This window comes from Streptomyces sp. NPDC107522 (genome assembly GCF_055657525.1).
Map to the genome: position 1 here is coordinate 1,017,683 of NZ_JBVKAU010000002.1, position 19,065 is coordinate 1,036,747.

General features: G+C 71.6%; 15 protein-coding genes. 6 read left to right on the forward strand and 9 right to left on the reverse strand.

Annotation, left to right across the window (positions count from 1 at the left end):
- Positions 1-37 precede the first annotated feature (37 nt).
- Together ACZ7L6_RS09870 and ACZ7L6_RS09875 are read left to right on the forward strand one after the other, a co-directional pair.
- The gene (locus ACZ7L6_RS09870; protein WP_471921835.1) at positions 38-2,401 is read left to right on the forward strand and encodes a glycosyl hydrolase family 95 catalytic domain-containing protein; all 2,364 of its coding nucleotides are present in this window, start codon (positions 38-40) and stop codon (positions 2,399-2,401) included.
- The gene (locus ACZ7L6_RS09875) at positions 2,398-3,594 is read left to right on the forward strand and encodes an SGNH/GDSL hydrolase family protein (protein WP_471921699.1); all 1,197 of its coding nucleotides are present in this window, start codon (positions 2,398-2,400) and stop codon (positions 3,592-3,594) included. The genes ACZ7L6_RS09870 and ACZ7L6_RS09875 overlap by 4 nt, the downstream gene beginning before the upstream one ends.
- Positions 3,595-3,641: 47 nt before the next feature.
- Here the strand turns inward: ACZ7L6_RS09875 and ACZ7L6_RS09880 are convergent, their stop codons facing one another.
- From ACZ7L6_RS09880 to ACZ7L6_RS09895, 4 genes are all read right to left on the reverse strand, one after another.
- The gene (locus tag ACZ7L6_RS09880) at positions 3,642-6,584 is read right to left on the reverse strand and encodes a helix-turn-helix transcriptional regulator (RefSeq protein WP_471921701.1); all 2,943 of its coding nucleotides are present in this window, start codon (positions 6,582-6,584) and stop codon (positions 3,642-3,644) included.
- Between the two features lie 118 nt (positions 6,585-6,702).
- Complete coding sequence (locus tag ACZ7L6_RS09885; RefSeq protein WP_471921703.1) at positions 6,703-7,056, reverse strand: UBP-type zinc finger domain-containing protein; 354 nt, start codon at positions 7,054-7,056, stop codon at positions 6,703-6,705.
- A complete protein-coding gene (locus tag ACZ7L6_RS09890; protein WP_471921705.1) occupies positions 7,053-8,498 on the reverse strand; it encodes an ATP-binding protein in 1,446 nt (481 codons plus the stop codon). Before ACZ7L6_RS09890 ends, ACZ7L6_RS09885 begins: the two co-directional genes overlap by 4 nt.
- Positions 8,495-10,171: an NAD(P)/FAD-dependent oxidoreductase gene (locus ACZ7L6_RS09895; RefSeq protein WP_471921707.1), complete on the reverse strand. Its 1,677-nt coding sequence runs from the start codon at positions 10,169-10,171 to the stop codon at positions 8,495-8,497. Before ACZ7L6_RS09895 ends, ACZ7L6_RS09890 begins: the two co-directional genes overlap by 4 nt.
- 293 nt (positions 10,172-10,464) lie before the next feature.
- Between ACZ7L6_RS09895 and ACZ7L6_RS09900 the strand changes: the two genes are divergently transcribed.
- Positions 10,465-11,346, forward strand: a complete 882-nt coding sequence (locus ACZ7L6_RS09900) for a universal stress protein (protein ID WP_471921709.1) — start codon at positions 10,465-10,467, stop codon at positions 11,344-11,346.
- A 37-nt stretch (positions 11,347-11,383) separates the two neighbouring features.
- Here ACZ7L6_RS09900 and ACZ7L6_RS09905 read toward each other — a convergent pair whose 3' ends face one another.
- The 4 genes from ACZ7L6_RS09905 to ACZ7L6_RS09920 all read right to left on the reverse strand — a co-directional run bounded on the left by ACZ7L6_RS09905 (position 11,384) and on the right by ACZ7L6_RS09920 (position 15,377).
- Positions 11,384-12,619, reverse strand: coding sequence for a DUF4032 domain-containing protein (locus ACZ7L6_RS09905; protein WP_471921711.1), 1,236 nt, complete (start codon positions 12,617-12,619; stop codon positions 11,384-11,386).
- A gap of 41 nt (positions 12,620-12,660) precedes the next feature.
- The gene (locus ACZ7L6_RS09910) at positions 12,661-13,407 is read right to left on the reverse strand and encodes an MBL fold metallo-hydrolase (protein ID WP_471921713.1); all 747 of its coding nucleotides are present in this window, start codon (positions 13,405-13,407) and stop codon (positions 12,661-12,663) included.
- 49 nt (positions 13,408-13,456) lie between these two features.
- Positions 13,457-14,638, reverse strand: coding sequence for an acyltransferase family protein (locus ACZ7L6_RS09915; protein ID WP_471921715.1), 1,182 nt, complete (start codon positions 14,636-14,638; stop codon positions 13,457-13,459).
- A gap of 109 nt (positions 14,639-14,747) precedes the next feature.
- Positions 14,748-15,377: an alpha-ketoglutarate-dependent dioxygenase AlkB family protein gene (locus ACZ7L6_RS09920; protein ID WP_471921717.1), complete on the reverse strand. Its 630-nt coding sequence runs from the start codon at positions 15,375-15,377 to the stop codon at positions 14,748-14,750.
- 138 nt (positions 15,378-15,515) lie between these two features.
- Here ACZ7L6_RS09920 and ACZ7L6_RS09925 point away from each other — a divergent pair, with 138 nt between their 5' ends.
- Positions 15,516-16,157: a TetR/AcrR family transcriptional regulator gene (locus ACZ7L6_RS09925; RefSeq protein WP_471921719.1), complete on the forward strand. Its 642-nt coding sequence runs from the start codon at positions 15,516-15,518 to the stop codon at positions 16,155-16,157.
- Between the two features lie 32 nt (positions 16,158-16,189).
- Positions 16,190-17,863, forward strand: a complete 1,674-nt coding sequence (locus ACZ7L6_RS09930; RefSeq protein ID WP_471921721.1) for an FAD-binding dehydrogenase — start codon at positions 16,190-16,192, stop codon at positions 17,861-17,863.
- Positions 17,864-17,885: 22 nt separating this feature from the next.
- On the opposite strand, the gene ACZ7L6_RS09935 is transcribed toward ACZ7L6_RS09930, so the two are convergent.
- Positions 17,886-18,236, reverse strand: a complete 351-nt coding sequence (locus tag ACZ7L6_RS09935; protein ID WP_471921723.1) for a DUF488 domain-containing protein — start codon at positions 18,234-18,236, stop codon at positions 17,886-17,888.
- 58 nt (positions 18,237-18,294) lie between these two features.
- Here ACZ7L6_RS09935 and ACZ7L6_RS09940 point away from each other — a divergent pair, with 58 nt between their 5' ends.
- Complete coding sequence (locus tag ACZ7L6_RS09940) at positions 18,295-19,041, forward strand: hypothetical protein (RefSeq protein WP_471921725.1); 747 nt, start codon at positions 18,295-18,297, stop codon at positions 19,039-19,041.
- Positions 19,042-19,065 lie beyond the last annotated feature (24 nt).

Below are 19,065 nucleotides of genomic sequence, written 5' to 3' on the forward strand. Positions count from 1 at the left end.
GGAGCCCGAAGACCGACTGCCAGGAGCCGCCATGGACATGGATGCCTCTCCGTCCGACCGCCTGCCCAGACGCAGCCTGCTCGCCCTCGCCGCGGCGACCGGAGCCCTCACCACCCTGCCCGCCTTCACCGCGTCGGCCGCACCACAACGTCCCACGGACGCGCTCCTGAGTACGGGCAGTTCACGCCACCAGCTGTGGTGGCAGGCCCCTGCCGACGAGCACTCCATGATCGAGCAGGGCCTCCCCGTCGGAAACGGCCGCCTCGGCGCCCTCGCCGGAAACGACCCCGGCCGTGAACTCCTCCTGATCACCGACGCCACGATGTGGACCGGCGGCCTCAACGACACCCTCGACGCCGACGGCCAATTCCCCTACGACCGCGACAACTTCGGCTCCTTCACCCTGCTCGCCCGCCTCACCGTCGACCTCCCCGACCACGACCTGTCCGCCGTCAACAGCTACCGCCGCACCCTCGACCTGGCACAGGGGCTCGTGACCACGTCGTACACCCGCTCCGGGGTGACGTACCGCAGACGGATCTTCGCCAGCCGCCCCGACGACGTGATCGTCCTGCACTTCGACCAGAGCGGAGGCGGCCGCTACACGGGCACCGTCGTGCTGGAGGGGACGCACGGCGAGGAGGCTGCGGTGTCGTTCGGCGCCGCGTTCCCGAACGGCCTGCGTTACGGGGCCGCCGTCACCGCGTACGGCAGTGGTGACCGGGTCACCGTCAGCGGCTCGCGCATCGACTTCGCCGGGTGCCGGGAGCTGACCGTCGTGGTGAGCGGCGGCACCGACTACGCGCCGGACGCGGCCAAGGGATACCGCGACCCGTCCCTCGATCCGCGGGGGCTCGCCCGCACCAAGGTCCGCGACGCCGCCGAACGCGCGGCCGACACACTGCTGCGCACCCATGTCGCGGACTACCAGGCCCTGTTCGGGCGGATGGACCTCTCGCTCGGCACGTCGTCCGCCGGGCAGCGCTCCCTGGACACCTGGGAACGGCTCCGGGCGCGCGCCCGGGACGGCGAACCCGACCCCGAACTGGAGGCGGCTTATCTGCAGTTCGGCCGCTACCTGATGATCTCCGGCTCGCGAGGCAGCCTGCCCCTCGCTCTCCAAGGGCTGTGGCTCGACGGCAACGACCCGGACTGGATGGGCGACTACCACACCGACATCAACATCCAGATGAACTACTGGATGGCCGACCGGACCGGCCTGTTCCCCTGCTTCGACGCCCTCACCGACTACTGCCTCGCCCAACTCCCGTCGTGGACCGACCTCACCCGCCGCCTGTTCAACGACCCGCGCAACCGTTACCGCAACTCCAGCGGCAGGAACGCCGGCTGGACCGTCGCCATCTCCACCAACCCCCATGGCGGAGGCGGCTGGTGGTGGCACCCGGCGGGCAATGCCTGGCTGTGCACCACCCTGTGGGAGCACTACGAGTACACCGGGTCGCGGGAACACCTGCGGAAGATCTACCCGCTCCTCAAGGGCGCGTGCGAGTTCTGGGAGTCCCGGCTGCTCACCACCACCCTCCCCGGCACCTCGCGGGAGGTCCTCGTGGCCGACAGCGACTGGTCGCCGGAGCACGGCCCGCTCGACGCCAAGGGCATCACCTACGCTCAGGAACTGGTGTGGGCGCTCTTCGGGAGCTACTGCACCGCGGCGGCCGAGTTGCGCACGGATGCCACCTACGCCGATACGATCGCCGCACTGCGCAGAAAGCTGTACCTGCCACAAGTCAGCCCGACCACCGGCTGGCTGGAGGAGTGGATGTCCCCCGACAACCTCGGCGAGACCACGCACCGGCACCTGTCCCCGCTGGTCGGCCTGTTCCCCGGCGACCGCGTCCGCCCCGACGGCTCCACCCCCGCCGACCTCGTCGCCGGCACCACCGCCCTGCTCACCGCACGCGGCATGGAGAGCTTCGGCTGGGCCAACGCCTGGCGCAGCCTGTGCTGGGCCCGCCTGAAGAACGCGGCCAACGCCTACCAGCTCATCGTGAACAACCTCCGCCCGTCGACCGGAGGCAGCAACGGCACCGCACCGAACCTCTTCGACATCTACGAAGTCGAACACGGCCGGGGCATCTTCCAGATCGACGCCAACTTCGGTACCCCGGCCGCGATGGTGGAGATGCTGCTGTACTCCCGGCGCGGACACATCGAACTCCTCCCCGCGCTCCCCGACGCCTGGGCCGACTCGGGCTTCGTCAGGGGCGTCGCCGTGCGCGGCGGCTTCGAGGTCGACCTGCGCTGGCGCGACGGGACACCGACCGAGGCCCGGATCCACAGCGTCGGCGGCCGCACCACGACGGTCGGCTACGGCGGTGTGTCCCGCACGGTCACCCTGCGGCCCGGCGCGTCCGTCACGCTGAAGGACTTCGCCCGGTGAGGGCCCGACTCGCGCTCTGCGCCCTCCTGTTGACGGTCGTCGCCTGCCAGTCCGCGCCCGCGCCCGCCGGGGCGACCGGCGACCCGAGCGGCGTCGTCACCTGGGCGGCGAGCGCCGACCGCATGGCCGACGGCGTCGCCGGGCGCAGCTACCGGCTGGTCGTGCACACCAGCGTGGGCGGAACCGGCATGCGGATCCGGCTCTCCAACGCCTTCGGGGACCGGCCGCTGACCTTCGACAACGTCTATGCGGGCATCCAGAAGCAGGGCGCCGAACTGCGGCCGGGCAGCAACCGGCGGCTGACCTTCGGCGGTGAGCGCACGGTCACCGTGCCGGCGGGCAGCACCGTATGGAGCGACCCGCTGCCCGGCAGGCTGGCCGCCGCGACCGACCTCGTCGTCAGCCTGCACAGCCCGGACGCGGGCGGACCGGCGAGCGGCCACTGGATGGCCCTGCAGACGTCGTACGCGACCCAGGGCGACCACACCGCCGAGGAGAGCGGCGCCGCCTGGACCGTCCCGACCGGCTCCTGGTTCTACCTCGACGCCGTCTCCGTCCACGCCCCCGCGGGCACCGGAGCCGTGGCGGCCCTCGGCGACTCCATCACCGACGGCTGGCAGTCCAGCACGGACCTCAACCGGCGCTGGCCCGACTACCTCGCCCGGCGCCTGCGACGGGCGGACACGGAGGTCAAGGGCGTGGCCAACGAAGGGATCTCCGGGAACAAGGTCCTCGCGGACGGCCCCGGCCAGAGCGCGCTGAACCGGCTGGAGCGGGACGTACTGTCCCAGCCGGGCGTGCGGACCGTGTTCCTCTTCCAGGGAGTGAACGACATCAAGGCCCACACGGGCGTCACCGCCGAGGACCTGATCGAGGGCTACCGCGAGATCGTCGACCGGGCGCACGCGGCCGGCAAGTGTGTCGTCGGCGCGACCGTCGGCCCCTTCAAGGGCTGGCACGAATGGGACCCGGCCGCTGAGGCCATGCGGCAGGAGGTCAACGCGTTCATCCGCAGCGGCGGCGAGTTCGACGCCGTGACCGACTTCGACCGTATCCTCCGCAACCCGTATGACCCCGCGCGGATGCTGCCCGCCCTCGACGGCGGCGACCACATCCACCCCAACGACAAGGGCATGCAGGCGATGGCCGACGCCGTCGACCTGACCGCCCTCGACTGCGACACCAGCGGGTGACGAGACGTGGTGACGGGGCGTGCTGACGAGGCGTCGTGACGGGGGTGTCAGCCCACCGTCTCCTCGCGCGTGATCAACCCTTCCCGATAGGCGATCGCCACCGCCTCCGTGCGGCTCGCGGCGCCCAGCTTGGCGAGGATGTTGGACACGTGCACGCTCGCCGTCTTGCCGGTGATGTACAGCTCCTCGCCGATCTGCCGGTTGCTGCGGCCGAGGGCGAGGAGGCGCAGGACGTCCTGCTCGCGGGCGGTGAGCGGGGAGGAGCGGTCGGCGGCGGTGTCGGCGAGGCGGCCGCGGCGGATCAGGGCGTCCAGCCGCTCCAGCAGGAGCGTCGCGCCGAGCCGGGCCGCCGTCTCCCGTGCGGCCCGGGCCTCGCCGGCCGCCCCCTCACGGTCGCCCTCCGCCAGCAGAGCCTCGGCGTGGCGCAGACGGCACCGCGCCCGCTCGTACTCGTCGCCGTAGTCGAACGCGGCCACCGCCTTCGCCCACGCCCGCGCATCCGGCCCGGATACCGCCCGTACCCACTCCGCCTCCGCGCGGGCCAGCCACGCCATGCCCTCCGGGCCCTGCGGCGGGCGGCCCTCGCCCCGAACCGCCGTCGTCCGCGCCGACTCGACCAGCTCGGTCGCGGTGTCCGCCCAGCGGCGCGCCCCCGCCTCGTCACCTGTCAGACGCAGTTCGGCGGCCCGGTCGGCGACCGCGGACAGCGCGAGGGCGGCGAGCCGGACCGTGGCATCGGGCGGCGTCCCCGTGTCGTCGGTGAGGGCCGCGACCGTGGACCGCATCCGCTCCACGGCCGCGTCCGGATCACCGCGCAGCGCGGCGGCGTCGGTGAGCGCGAGGCCCGCGATGAGCGTGCCCATCCAGTCGAAGGGGCCCGCCAGCAGAGGGCGGGCCCGCTCGGCGGCCGTGAAGTCGCCGCGCGCGAGAGCGACGTACAGCGCCGGACCGGCCGTGTAACCGCCGGCCGCCGGAAGCACCTCGGCATCGCTCGCCGCCACGCTCAGGCACTCGTCCCAGCGGCCCAGGGTGTACAGCACCAGCAGCTGCAGATACCGCATCTCCAGCGGATACAGAGAGGACAGCAACCCGGCACGCCGGGCCCGGTCCAGCCCCTCCGTCAACCAGGGCAGGCACGCCTGGAGGTCACCGGACTCGTAGCAGCCGACGGCGAGGTTGAACAGGGCGCGCATCTCCACCGGCGCGTTGCCGGAACGCCGCGCCAACTCCCGCGCCTCGCGGAGCCGTTCACGGCCTTCCGGCGTGCGGCGACCGCCGCCCTCGAGAATGGCCAGCGAGATGAGCAGATCCGCCCGGGCATCCGTGATCCGGAGGTTCTCGGCGATGCTCAGGGCCTCGCGGGCGACCCGCAGCGCGGTCTCGTCCTCCCCGATGTGGCGTGCCGCGAGGACATGCGTGGCCGCCGCCCACACCCATGTCCGCGACGGAGGCTCGGCGGGGATGAGGGCGAGCGCCTCGCTGCTGTAGGCGAACGCTGCCGTCAGACTGTCGACGCTCATCAGATTGTCGGCGAGTGTGTAGCGGACCCGGGCGGCGAGCTCCGTGTCCGTCTCCTGGCCGACGTCCGCGAGCGCGGAGCGGGTGAGGGAGACGGCGCGGTGCGACTCCCCGGCGTGAGCGGCCGCCGCCGACGCGCGCAGCGTGAGCGTCACCCGGTCGTTCCCCTCTCCGGAGGGCCGCGCCGACGGCTCCACCGAGGACCACAGGTCCAGGGCCGCCTCAAGATGCCGTAGCTCCTCGGCGGGCGCCCCGACCCCGTGCGCATGGTCGGCGGCCTCCAGCGAGGCCGCCAGTGCCTCGGCCAGGTCGTGGCTCTCCCGGTAGTGGTGGGCGCGCTCGGCCGCCGTCTCGGCCGGACGGCCACGCCCGGCGAGCAGCCGGGCGAACGTGCCGTGCAGCCGGGCCCGTTCACCGGGGAGCAGGTCGGCGTACACCGCCTCGCGGGCGAGCGCGTGTCGGAAGGCATACGTGTCGCCGTCACCGGGCACGAGCAGCTGCCGCCCGACGGCCTCACGCAGCGCCGACTCCAGCTCGTCCTCCGGGATGCCCACGGCACCCCGCAGCAACTCGTGCTCGACGCGCCGCCCCGCGACGGCGGCCGTGCGCAGCACCTGCTGCGCGGTGTCGGAGAGCTGCTCGAACCGGATCAGAAGAACATCGGCCAGCCCGCTGGGCACACCGCCGGCCTCCGTGTCCGTGGCCGCCACCAGCTCCTCGGCATAGAAGGCGTTGCCCTCGGCCCGCTCGACGATCCGCCGGACCGTGCTCTCCGCCAACGGCCGCTCCTGCACGGCCCGCACCAGCCGGGCCACCTCGGCATCGGCCATCGGCCGCAGCTCCAGCCGCTCGACGGCGGGCAGCCGCACCAACTCGGCGAGCAACGGCCGCAGCGGATGACGCCGATGCAGATCATCCGCCCGGTACGACGCGAACACCGCCAGCCGGTGCCGGGGCGCCCCACCCGCGGGCCGCTGCAGGATCCCCCGGCTCAACAGGAACCGCAGCAGATCCCGGGACGAGTGGTCGGCCCAGTGGAGGTCTTCGAGGACGAGCAGCACCGGCGCCACGTCCGCCAGATCGGCCAGCAGCCCCGCGATGCCCTCGAACAACCGCAGCCGGTCGCTCACGGCGTCGGTCCGGCCCCCCAGCAGCCGGTCGACCACCGGATACGCGGCGAGCACACCCGCGAACCGCTCATCACCGGCAAGCTCCCCCAGCACCTCGGTGAACGGCAGATACGGCAGCCCGACGTCACCGAGATCGACACAGTGCCCGGCGAGCACGGTCATCCCGTCCGCAGCGGCACGCCCCGCGACCTCGTCCAGGACCCGGGTCTTGCCAACCCCGGCGTCTCCGGCGATGAGAACGGCACGGGCCTCACCACTGCGGGCACGCTCCAGCACCCCGGAAAGCCGGGCGAACTCGTCGTCCCGCCCGATCAGCGGCGTGGTGAAAGAGGTCTGCGACACGCTTCCATCCTGTCATTCACCACTGACAGTGCCTGTGCCGACCTTTCAGGGGCGCGGGGAACTGCGCGACAAGCCACAATCAACCCGCAGCCGCCACCCGACACAAGCCCCCGAGCTCCTAGGCACGCAACGTCTTGGCCCAGTCAGCCGGCACCCGCCCCGCAGGACCCGGCGACGGCTGATCCACCGGATGACTCACCGGAGGCGCCAACTCAGGCCCCGACTCGTACAACTCATCCGTGGCGTAGTTCCAGAACCACTCCTCACCCGGCTCAAAACTCTGCACGAACGGATGCCCGGTCTCCCGGAAATGCCCCGTCGCATGCTTCGCGGGCGAACTGTCACAACACCCCACATGCCCACACTGAGCACACCGCCGCAGATGGAACCACCACCCACCCACCGCATCGCACTCGACACACCCGCTCCCACTCGGCGGAACACCCGGATCGATCCCGTTGTCGCTGGTCATGCAGACTCCTCCTCGACCGATGCGATCGGCAGCAGCACCTGGAACCGCGTGTCACCGGGCTCCGACTCCACCTGAATGTTCCCGTGGTGCTTGTTCACCACGATCCGCCAGGAGATGTCGAGCCCGAGCCCGGTTCCCTCACCCACGGGCTTGGTCGTGAAGAACGGATCGAAGATCCGCCCCCGGTTCTCCGCCGGGATACCGACCCCCGTGTCCCGGAACTCCACCAGCAGCCGGTCGTGGTCCGGAGCCGTGCGCACGGTCAACGTCCCTTCGCCGCCCGCGCTGTTGATCGCGGAGACGGCGTTGTCGATCAGGTTGGTCCACACCTGGTTGAGCTCGGCCGGGTATGCCGGGATCTTCGGCAGCGTACGGTCGTACTCCTTGACGACCTTGATCTGCGGGCCGATCTTGCCCGACAGCATCAGCAGGGTGCTGTCGAGGAGTTCGTGCACGTCGGCGTTCTGGAAGGGCGCGCGGTCGAGCTGGGAGTACTGCTTGGCCGCGTCGACGAGATGCGAGATACGCGTGGTCGAGTCGCTGATCTCGTCCATCAACAGCTCGGTCTCGACGGTGTAGTTGAGCCACCCGATCGCGCTCGGCAGGATCTCCTCGTCGACCGCCGCGGCGACCTGGTCCAGCCAGTCCTCGTCGATTCCGGCCTGGACGAAGGTGGGCGCGATGCGCCAGCCCTCCTGGATGCCGTGGTCGTCGAGCCAGTCGGTGATCGCGTCCTCCCGGTCGGAGGCTTCCAGCGGACTCAGCGTGGGCGCTTTGGCGACCCGCTCGGCGGTGCGTTCCTGGAGGTCGATGAGGTTCGCCATGACCTCGGGGGAGTAGGACCCCTGCGCGATGACGGCGAGCTTGTGCCGCATCTTGCCCACCCGCTCCCGCAGAGTCGCGGTCGCCCGTACGGCTGCCGCCGCGGGGTTGTTGAGCTCGTGCGTGAGCCCGGCGGACAACGAGCCCAGCGCCAGCAGCCGTTCGCGCTGTCCGATGGCCCGCTGGGCGCTCTTCGAACCGAAGAAGAGCCCCTCCAGCAGATGCACCGCCATCGGGAACCACTCCTGCATGATCTCCGCGAACGTGTCGGCGGGCAGCACGAAGAACCGCGTCGGCTCGGTGACGCGCATGGAGTTGTTGTAGACCTGCCGCACCCGGTCGCCGAGGTACGCCTGCATGGACCCCGCGTACACCCCGCGCTGGGAGGTCCGCGTCACCTCCACGTCGTCGCCCCCGACCCGGCGGTAGAGGACGACCGTGCCCTCGACCATCACGTAGAAGCAGGTGGCCGGTTCACCCTCGGTGTAGACGGGCCCGGGCTCGAACCGCTCCACCCGGCCCGCGCTGCACAGCCTGCCGAGCTGCTCGGGGGTGAGCTTCTCGAACAGGAACAGCGACCCGATCTCCTGCGGGTTGCACGGCATCAACTGCCCGCTCATGACTGCTCCAGATACCGGTGGACGAGCATGACGGCCATGGCTCCCTCTCCGACGGCGGACGCGACCCGCTTCGCGGACTCGGCGCGCGCGTCTCCCGCGACGAACACGCCGGGCACGTTGGTCTCCAGGTGGTACGGCGGCCGGTCCAACTCCCAGCCCGCCGGCGGCCGCCCGCCGACGGTCAGGTCGGGCCCGGCCAGGATGAACCCGCGCTCGTCGCGCAGCACCGTGTCGTCCAGCCAGTCGGTCAGCGGGGCCGCGCCGATGAACACGAACATCCACTGGGCGTCGACCAGTTCGGTCTTCCCGCTCTCCACGTCCCGCAGGGTCAGCTGCTCCAGGTGGTCGGAGCCGTGCGCGGCGTCGACGACCGTGCCCGTGCGCACCGAGATGTTCGGCGCCTCGTCGATCTGCTGGATCAGGTAGTGCGACATGGACGCCGACAGCGACGAGCCCCGCACCAGCAAGGTCACCGACTTGGCGCCCCGCGACAGGTACATCGCCGCCTGTCCGGCCGAGTTGGCGCCGCCCACGATGTACACGTCCTGGCCCTGGCAGGCGGGCGCCTCCGTCAGCGCCGACCCGTAGAACACCCCGCAGCCGGTGAGGTCCTCGCAGCCGGGCGCCGCCAGCTGCCGGTACGACACGCCGGTCGCCAGGATCACGCTGTGCGCGGCGACCGCCGAGCCGTCCGAGAACCGTACGATCCGGGCGGCGCCGCTGACCTCGAGTCCCGTCACCTCGCGCGCGGTGAGGATCTCGGCGCCGAACTTCGCGGCCTGACGCCGGGCCCGGTCGGTGAGCTGCGCCCCCGACACACCGTCCGGGAAGCCGAGGTAGTTCTCGATCCGGGAGCTCTGCCCGGCCTGCCCGCCGGTCGCCGACCGCTCCACCAGCACCGTCCGCAGCCCCTCCGACGCCCCGTACACGGCCGCGCCGAGCCCTGCGGGTCCGCCGCCGATGACGACGAGGTCGTAGAAGTCGGCCGTCGGCGTCGTGGCCAGGCCCACCTGCGCGGCCAGCTCGGGTGCCTCGGGCGCCACGAGCGGTGTCCCCTCCGGCGTGATCACCAGCGGCAGCCGCTGCCCGTCCTGCCCGGCGGCGGCGAGCAGGCGCTGCCCCTCCGGCTCGTCGGCCGAGTACCAGCGGTACGGCACCTGGTTGCGGGCCAGGAACTCCCGCACCTCGGAGGAGCGCGCCGACCAGCGGTGGCCGACCACCTTGGTGCTGGGCACCGGCCGGTAGTCGCTGCGCCGCCAGGCCTCCAGCAGGTCGTCCAGGACCGGGTAGAGCTTCTCCTCCGGTGGATCCCACGGCTTGAGGAGGTAGTGGTCCAGGTCGACGACGTTGATCGCGTCGATCGCCGCGCTGGTGTCCGCGTACGCGGTTAGCAGCACGCGGCGGGCGCCGGGATACACGTCCAGGGCCTGTTCGAGGAACTCGATGCCGTTCATCTGCGGCATGCGGTAATCGGCCAGGATCACGGCGACGAGATCGCCGCGCAGCTTCAGTTCGCGCAGCGCCTCCAGCGCGGACTCGCCGGACTCCGCGCGCACGATCCGGTGCGACTGGCCGTAGCGCCGCCGCAGATCGCGGGCGACCGCCCGGGAGACTCCCGGGTCGTCGTCCACGGTCAGGATGACGGTCCGCGCTGCGTCGGCGGCCTGTGCCATACGTCTCCCACCCCGAGGTCCGGTGTCAGGGCACGGCGCCTGCGTCGTCACCGGCCCGGTCCCGCCCATCGTATGTTCGATCGCCCTGCTTCGCGCGGGTATGCCAGACCCTGCCGGTGTCAGTCTCGGCACGCCCCGAGCACGCAGAACTCGTCCGCCCGCATCACCCACGACCCCTCGCCGGTCCGCCCGACGTCCGCGTGGCGTGCACTTGCTCCCACTCCACCGCCCTGCCCGCACGGTGGTGAAGACTGGGTTCGACGGCATGACCATTACATGAGGAGGCAGCCGGAATGACGCGCCCGATCACGGCAGGGGTGGACGGCTCGGAGGAGAGCCTCGCCGCGCTGGCCTGGGCCGCCCGGGAGGCGGTTCGCCGGGGGCTCGCCCTGCGGGTGGTGCACGCCTGGCGGTTCCAGCCGCACGAGGGGATCGACGCGGGGTACGCCAAGGACGCCGACACCCAGGCCCAGTGGGTGCGGGAGGGGCTGGCGGAGGCGACCCGTTCGGTGACCGAGCGGCATCCGGGCCTCGAGTTCACCATCGACGTCCTCGACGGCGGGCCGGTCGAGACGCTGGTCGCAGCCGCGGCGGACGCCGAGATGCTGGTGCTGGGCTCGCGGGGCCACGGTGCGGTCGTCGGGTTCCTGCTGGGTTCCGTCGGGCAGCAGGTGATCGCAGGGGCCACGCGGCCCGTCGTCCTCGTACGCGCCGGGGACCAGGCGTCCGCCGAGGCCGCCGGACGCGAGATCGTCGTCGGCCAGCAGGGCGACCCCGAGGACAGCGCCGCCGCGCTGCGGTTCGCGTTCGAGACGGCCGCGGCGCGCGGGGCGACCGTGCGTGCGGTACGGGCGTGGACCCTGCCGCCGCTGTTCGCCTACAGCCCTGCCTCGATGAAGCTCCTCGACGACGCCGGGGGCCTGGAGCCGTACGAGAAGAAGGCCCTCGGCGAGGCGTTGAAGCCGTGGCGGGACCGCTACCCGGACGTCCACGTCGTCGAGCACGTGGAGATGGGCAGCGCCGGGCAGGTGCTGCTGTCGGTGGCCGGGCGGACCCAGCTGATGGTGGTCGGGCGCCGCGCTCACCGTACGGCGGTGGGCGCCCGCATCGGCTCGGTGGCGCACGGCGTCCTGCACCACGCGGACTGCCCGGTGGCCGTCGTGCCGCACGACTGAATCACCGCACACGACCGAATCACCGCGGACGATCGGGTCAGTCGGAGGTCGTCGGCTGCAGCGTCTCCCGCGCCTTGGGGAGGATGTTCTCGATGTAGTCCTCGACCACCGTGTCCAGGCCGATGTCGTGCTGCGCCCGCTCGGACAGGTACCAGCGGTGTTCGAGCAGCTCGTGGTAGATCTCGGCCGGGTCCATCGACCCGCGCAGCTCCAGCGGTACGGCCCGCACGGTGGGGCGGAAGACGTCGCGCACCCAGCGGTGGGCGAGCACCTCGGGGCGGGCGCCGAGAGGGTCGCCCGGGGCGTAGTCGTCCTGGGTGGCCATCCAGCTCTCCAGATCGTTCAGGAGCCGGCGGGCCTGGTTCTCCTCGGTGTCCAGGCCCGTCAGGCGCAGCAGCTGACGCTGGTGGTGGCCGGCGTCGACGACCTTGGGCACGAAGGTGACCGTGTCGCCGTTGGTCGCGTGCTCGATCTGCATCTCGGCCACGTCGAAACCGAGCTCGTTCAGGCGGCGGATCCGGCGCTCTATGTAGTGGTACTTGCCCGCCGGGTACACCGACGTGCGGGTCAGTTCCTCCCACAGGCTGCCGTAGCGCGCGCAGATCTCCATGCCGAACTCGATCGGATCCACCGACGGGTGCAGCGCTCCGGACGCCTCCAGGTCCAGCAGCTCGCCGCTGATGTTGACCCGGGCGAGCTCCAGGTCGTAGTCGCGCTGGCCGGTGCTGAGCTGGGGGTGCAGATCGCCGGTCTCGGCGTCCACCAGATACGCGGCGTAGGCGCCCGCGTCACGCCGGAACAGCGTGTTGGACAGCGAGCAGTCGCCCCACGCGAACCCGGCGAGGTGGAGGCGGACCAGCAGCACGGCCAGCGCGTCCATGAGGCGGTGCATGGTCGCCGGGCGCATCGTCGTCTCGAACATCGAGCGGTACGGCTGCGAGCCGCGCAGGTGCCGGGTGACCAGCACCGACTCCAGCGCGTCGCCGGCGGGGTCGGTGCGGCCGGTGACCACGGCCAGCGGGTCGACCGCGGGGATGCCGAGCCGGTCGAGGTCCCGCAGCAGCTCGTACTCGCGCAGCGCGGGGCGCTCGGCGAGCTCCTTGACGGCGATCACCTCGTCGCCGGCCCGGGCGTAGCGCACGATGTGCCGTGAGATACCGCGCGGCAGCGGGACGAGGACATCCTCCGGCCACTCCTCCAGGGGCAGATGCCAGGGCAGTTCCAGCAGGAGCGCGGGGTGCTCCGGGTTCGTCGCGCTGATCTGCAGTGCCATGGGCCGCTCGTCCTTGCCTCGCCGGTGATCGTCACCTCACCCTAGAGCGCGCGCTCCCGGGCCTGAAGAGCAGCTTCTCGCACCGAGCCGCGGTGCAGCGGCCCGTGCCCGGGCAGCAGGACATCGCCCTTGAGGCCTTCGAGTACGTCCAGGGAGGCCACGGCCTGGGTGCGCTCGCGGTGGAACATGTCCGGCAGCAGCTGCGGCCCCTTGATCCGCGAGGTGGGGTGCCCGCTGACCAGGGCGTCGCCCGCGATCAGCACGCCGATGTCCGGCAGGTGGTAGGCGCAGTGGCCGTCGGTGTGGCCGGGCGTGTGCACCGGGACGGGGCGGCCCGGCAGGTCGAGTCGCCCTGCCGACGGGAACGGCTCGGGGGTGGTGACGGGCACGTGCGCGGTGCCGCCGGAGCGGATCGCGTGGACCGCCCAGGGCAGGACGCCCGGCCGCCAGCCGTTCCTGAGGACCGTCCCCACGTTCACCTGGTGCAGGAACTCCCGCCGGGCGTGCGGCACTTCGGCCTGGTGGAGGTATATGGGCGTGCCGTACGTGGTGCGCAGGTACTCGGCGTTGCCCAGGTGGTCCGTGTGCGCGTGGGTGATCAGTACGGCGCTGACCGCCTCCGGTGCACTGCCCACCTCCGCGAGCGAGGCGAGGAGTTTTGCCCGGTCGCCGGGATAGCCGGTGTCGATCAGCGTGACCTCGTCCCCCTCGGTCAGGATCACCCAGTTCGTGTTGCTGCCGTGCACCAGGTAGGTGCCGTCCGCGACTTGCTGCACATCTGCCCGCATGATCGTCCCGCGTGGTGAGGTCCGTGCCCGACGGACACAGCAAAGCAGATCAGGGGGACGGTGTGACCGCCGGGTCGGGACGCATTCCGAACAGGAACCGCGTCACCCGCGTTCTGCGCACCAGGACCTCGTACACCAGGAAGATCACCGCCAGCGAACCCGTCACGATCACCGCGTACTTGATCAGGATCGGCGCGGACCAGCCCACCACGGCGTACGCGAGGGCGACGACGACCGGCTGGTGCAGCACGTACAACGGCAGGGCGGCGAGCCCGAGATACATCATCGCGCGCGACGGCGGACGGGGCTCCCGCGGCCGGTCCAGCAGCCCGAGGATCGCGACGACCCAGCACCAGCCCGCCGCCCCGAAGGCCGCCCGGGTCACCAGCGCGAACGGGCTCCCCTCGGTGAACGGGTCGTCCAGGGAGAGAAACCCGGGCGCGGTCCCCGCGAACAGGAGCAGCCCGAACACGCCCGTCGGCAGGGCGAGTCGGCGCAGCGCGGCTCGGACGTGCCCGTCGTCGGCGAGGGCGTAACCGAAGAGGAAGAACACCAGGTAGGCCCAGCGGTTCCAGCCCGCGAAGCCCTCCTCCATGCCCAGGAACGCGTTGATCGCGGCGAGCGGCAGCGCGGGCAGCAGGAGCAGGGCCGGGCGCCGGACCACCGCCTGGGCCGCACGCTCCGACCGGGCCGCGAGCGGCGCCGCGACCGGGGCGAGCAGCAGACTGAAGACGAGGAGGAGGACGACGAACCACAGATGGCCGGTCTCGAAGTGTTCCCCTTCGAGGACGAAGGGGAAGTCGGCCGCATCGAGGTGGACGGTGAGGAAACGGGTCCAGAAACGTCCGTACGACTCGTCGTAGCCGGGGTCGGCGGCCCGCAGCCGCAACCACTGGGGGAGCGGGCACAGCACGAGCGTCGCGAAGACCAGCGGAACACCCAGGCGCAACAAGCGCTCACGCATGAAGCGGGCAGCTCCGCGACGCCGGATCGAGTAGCGCGAGCCGAGCCCGGCGACGAGGAACAGCATGGGCATCGCCCACACGACCCCGAACCCGGCCAGCACGGTCACGGCATCGGTCGTCTCCGCGTTCTTGACGTAGAAGTCGTCGTCCGGCGAGAAGACGAGGCCGGAGTGGAAGAAGACCAGCCCGAGCACGACGAAGACCCGCAGCGTGTCCAACTCGCCGCGCCGGGGAGCGGTGGCCGGTGCCCGGGTTTGCGCGCTCATCCGCCCCAGTGTGGGGGCACGACACGGGTTCGCCCAGAGGAAGGGCTGCCTCCGGCACCGTCCGCCGGAGGCAGCCCCCGCGCGCACCCGAAGCGGCCGCCTCTCCGCTTCAGTGCACGCCGTGCGGGCGGAACTGGATGCTGATGCGCGGTCCCGTGGCGCGCGTGGTCTTCGGTATGGAGTGCTCCCAGGTCCGCTGGCAGGAGCCGCCCATCACGATGAGGTCGCCGTGCCCCAGCGGACGGCGTACCGTCTCGCCGCCGCCCCGCGCGGGGCGCAGCAGCAGATCCCGGGGCGCGCCCACAGAGAGGATCGCCACCATCGTGTCCTCGCGCGCGCCCCGCCCGATCCGGTCCCCGTGCCAGGCGACGCTGTCCCGGCCGTCGCGGTAGTAGCAGAGCCCCGCCGTGGTGAACGGCTCGCCCAGCTCCTCGGCGTAGTGCGCGGACAGCGCGTCACGGGCCTCCGCGAGCACGGGATGCGGGAGCGCGTCCTCCGCGCCGTAGAAGGCGAGCAGCCGAGGTACGTCGACCACGTTGTCGTACATCTTGCGGCGCTCCGCACGCCACGGCACCTCGGCGGCCAGCTGCTCGAACAGGGCGTCGGCCCCGGTGAGCCAGCCGGGAAGGACGTCGATCCAGGCGCCATGGGCGAGCCGGGTGCGGCGGACCGCGGCGAGGGACCCGAGCCGCAGTTCGTCGGTCTGGTCGAACAGGGAGCCCTGGAGGTGCGTGGCCATGCTTCCAGCGTACCCCTGAATCGAAAATACGTTCCCATCGCGTTCGCAGCCTTCGAAGGCCCGACTGCTCTTCTCGATCCGCCTCTTTGGATACAGTCCTGTATCGGATACATTCATGTATCGAATGGAGGTCCGGACATGGCGGTGCAGGAAACGGCCGGGCGCGTCACCAAGCGCCGGGTCCGCACGCGGGCCAATCTCCTCGATGCCGCGTTCGCCGTGTTCGCCGCCAAGGGGTTCGGCCGCGTCTCCATCGAGGAGGTCTGCGAGGCCGCCGGCTACAGCAGGGGCGCCTTCTACTCCAACTTCGACAGCCTGGACGAGCTGTTCTTCGCCCTCTACCAGCAGCGCGCGGACCTGATCGCGGAGCAGGTGTCCGGCGCGCTCGCCCTCGACGGGCCGGACCTGGACGTGCCCGCCGCCGTGGACCGGGTGACCGAGGTGCTGCTCCTGGACCGCGACTGGCTGCTGGTGAAGACGGACTTCCTGGTGCACGCCGCCCGTGACCCGGCCGTCGCCCAGAACCTGCTGGAACACCGAGCGCGGCTGCGCGGGGCGATCGCCGACCGGCTCGCCCGCGCCCGGGGACACACCGCACTGCCCGCCGTGCTCGGCGACATCGACGGCGCCGCCCACGCCGTGGTCGCCGCATACGACGGGGTCACCACCCAACTGCTGCTGGACAGGGACGTCGAGCACGCCCGCGCCTGGCTGAAACAACTGCTCACCGCGCTGCTCACCGACGGCAGCGACAGCACCGCACAGCGCACCAACGAATAGCGACACCACCGTATGAGGAAGGGACGGTCGCCATGGATGCCGACGTCATCGTCGTCGGAGCGGGACTCGCGGGCCTGGTCGCCGCGCACGAACTGACCAGCCGGGGTCGCAGGGTCGCGCTGGTCGACCAGGAGAACGCCGCCAACCTCGGCGGGCAGGCCTTCTGGTCGTTCGGCGGGCTGTTCCTCGTCGACTCCCCGGAGCAGCGCCGCCTGGGCATCAAGGACTCCTTCGACCTGGCCTGGAACGACTGGCAGGGCAGCGCCCAGTTCGACCGGACGGACGACGAGGACTCCTGGGCGGTGCGCTGGGCGCGCGCGTACGTCGAGTTCGCGGCCGGCGAGAAGCGGGCCTGGCTGGACGGACACGGCATCAAGTTCCTGCCCACGGTGGGCTGGGCGGAGCGCGGCGACCTGCGCGCCCACGGCCACGGCAACTCGGTGCCCCGGTTCCACATCGCCTGGGGCACCGGTACGGGCGTCGTGGAGCCGTTCGTCCGGTACGCCAAGCAGGCCGCGAGCGATGGGCTGCTCACCTTCTACCACCGGCACCAGGTCGACGAGCTGGTCGTCGCGGAGGGCGCGGCGCGCGGCGTGCGGGGGACGGTGCTCGCCGAGGACAACTCGCCCCGCGGCGTCGCCTCCAACCGCGACCGCGCCGGCGAGTTCGAACTGACCGCCCAGGCCGTCGTAGTCACCACCGGCGGCATCGGCGCCAACCACGAGATCGTCCGCCGCTACTGGCCCGAGCGGCTCGGCACACCGCCCACCGAGATGGTCACCGGCGTGCCCGCCTACGTCGACGGCCGGATGCTCGACATCAGCGCTCAGGCGGGCGTACGGCTCGTCAACCGCGACCGCATGTGGCACTACACCGAGGGCCTGCAGAACTGGGACCCGATCTGGCCCGGCCACGGCATCCGCATCCTGCCCGGACCGTCCTCGATGTGGCTGGACGCCCTGGGCCGCCGCCTGCCCGACCCGTGCCTGCCGGGCTACGACACCCTCAGCACCCTGAAGTACCTGCGCACGACCGAGGACATCGCCGGGTACGACCACTCCTGGTTCATCCTCACCCAGAAGATCATCGAGAAGGAGTTCGCGCTGTCGGGCTCCGAGCAGAACCCCGACATCACCGCCAAGGACCGGGCGGGCTTCCTGAAGGAGCGGGTGCTCGGCAAGGGCGCCCCTGGACCGGTGGCGGCGTTCCTGCGCAACGGCGCGGACTTCGTGACCGCACCTGCCCTTGAGCAACTCGTCGAGAAGATGAACCAGTTGACGGACAAGCCACTCCTCGACGCCGAGACCGTCCGGCGCCAGATCGAGGCCCGCGACCTGCAGATCGCCAACCCCTACAGCAAGGACGCCCAGGTGCAGGGCATCCGCAACGCCCGCCGCTACATCGGCGACCGCCTCGGCCGCGTCGCCACCCCGCACCGCATCCTCGATGCGGCGGCCGGCCCCCTGATCGGCGTCAGGCTGCACGTCCTGACCCGCAAGACCCTCGGCGGCATCCAGACCGACCTCGACTCCCGCGCACTGGGAGCGGACGGCACGCCCGTCGACGGTCTGTACGCGGCCGGTGAGGTCGCCGGATTCGGCGGCGGCGGCGTCCACGGCTACAACGCCCTGGAGGGCACGTTCCTCGGCGGCTGTCTCTTCTCGGGCCGGGCGGCGGGCCGGGCCGCGGCGCGGCAGACGGCCTGACCGTGCCGGAGGGCCCGTCTCCTCACTCCTGAAGGAGACGGGCCAGCACGGCGGCGTGGCTCTGCTCTGGCGACTTGGACGCGGTCAGCAGCGTCACCGCACCCTTGCCGGCCAGCTCCCGCACATGATCGAGGAGCTCGGTCGCCTCGGGTGCGTCCAGCTCCGCCTCGTAACGGCTGGCGAACTCCTCGTACGACCTCTCACTCGCGTGATACCAGCGGCGCAGCTCGGTCGACGGCGTGATCGCCTTCGGCCACTCGTCCACACGGGCCGCGTCCTTCGACAGGCCGCGCGGCCACAGCCGGTCCACCAGGACCCGGACGCCGTCCTCGGACTCGGGGGGTTCGTAGACGCGACGGATGCGAACGCTCATGGCCGGGCCTTTCCTCGGAGCTGACGAGTTCCTCACAAGTGTCCGTCAAGGTCGAGGCATGATCACGCACAGACCTCGTGTCGCGTTCCTGGCCGCCTCATTGCTGATGACCGGATGCGGCGGTGGTGCCGTGGCCACGACCGGCCCCGCACCCGAGTCGGCCACGGCCACGGCGACGACGAGCACCCCCACACCCGACACCCCCCTCGAAGTGGCCCCACAGCAACTGCCCGGTCTGGGACCCAGGACCTGGGCCCAGGTGCCGTCCGACGCCCGGCAGGCCGTCGTCGTGACCGGAAGCGGCAAGAACTCCTCGCGGTCCACGGTCGTCCTGTACGAGCGCAGCGACGTCGGCTGGGAGGCCGGCGAGAGTTGGCCCGCCCACAACGCTCTGCGCGGCTGGAGCGACCACCACCGTGCCGGCGACCTGCGCTCACCCGTCGGGGTCTTCACACTCACCGACGCCGGAGGCCTGCTCCGTGACCCCGGCACCAGGCTGCCGTACGACCACGGCCCCGGTTTCACCGGCACCGGCACCGGCTTCGAGGGCGAGCCCCTCGCGGGCTCCTTCGACTACGTGATCGCCATCAACTACAACCGCAAGCCCGGCACCACACCCCTCGACTGGACCCGCCCCCTCGGCGCCGGACGCGGCGGCGGCATATGGCTCCACGTCGACCACGACGGTCCGACCCAGGGCTGCGTCAGCATCGCGAAGGAGCACATGAAGGAACTGCTGCTGGCGCTGGACCCGGACCTCCACCCCGTCGTCGTCATGGGCGACGCCACGTCGCTGGCCCGCTGAAATCCCCCAACAGCTTAGGATCCG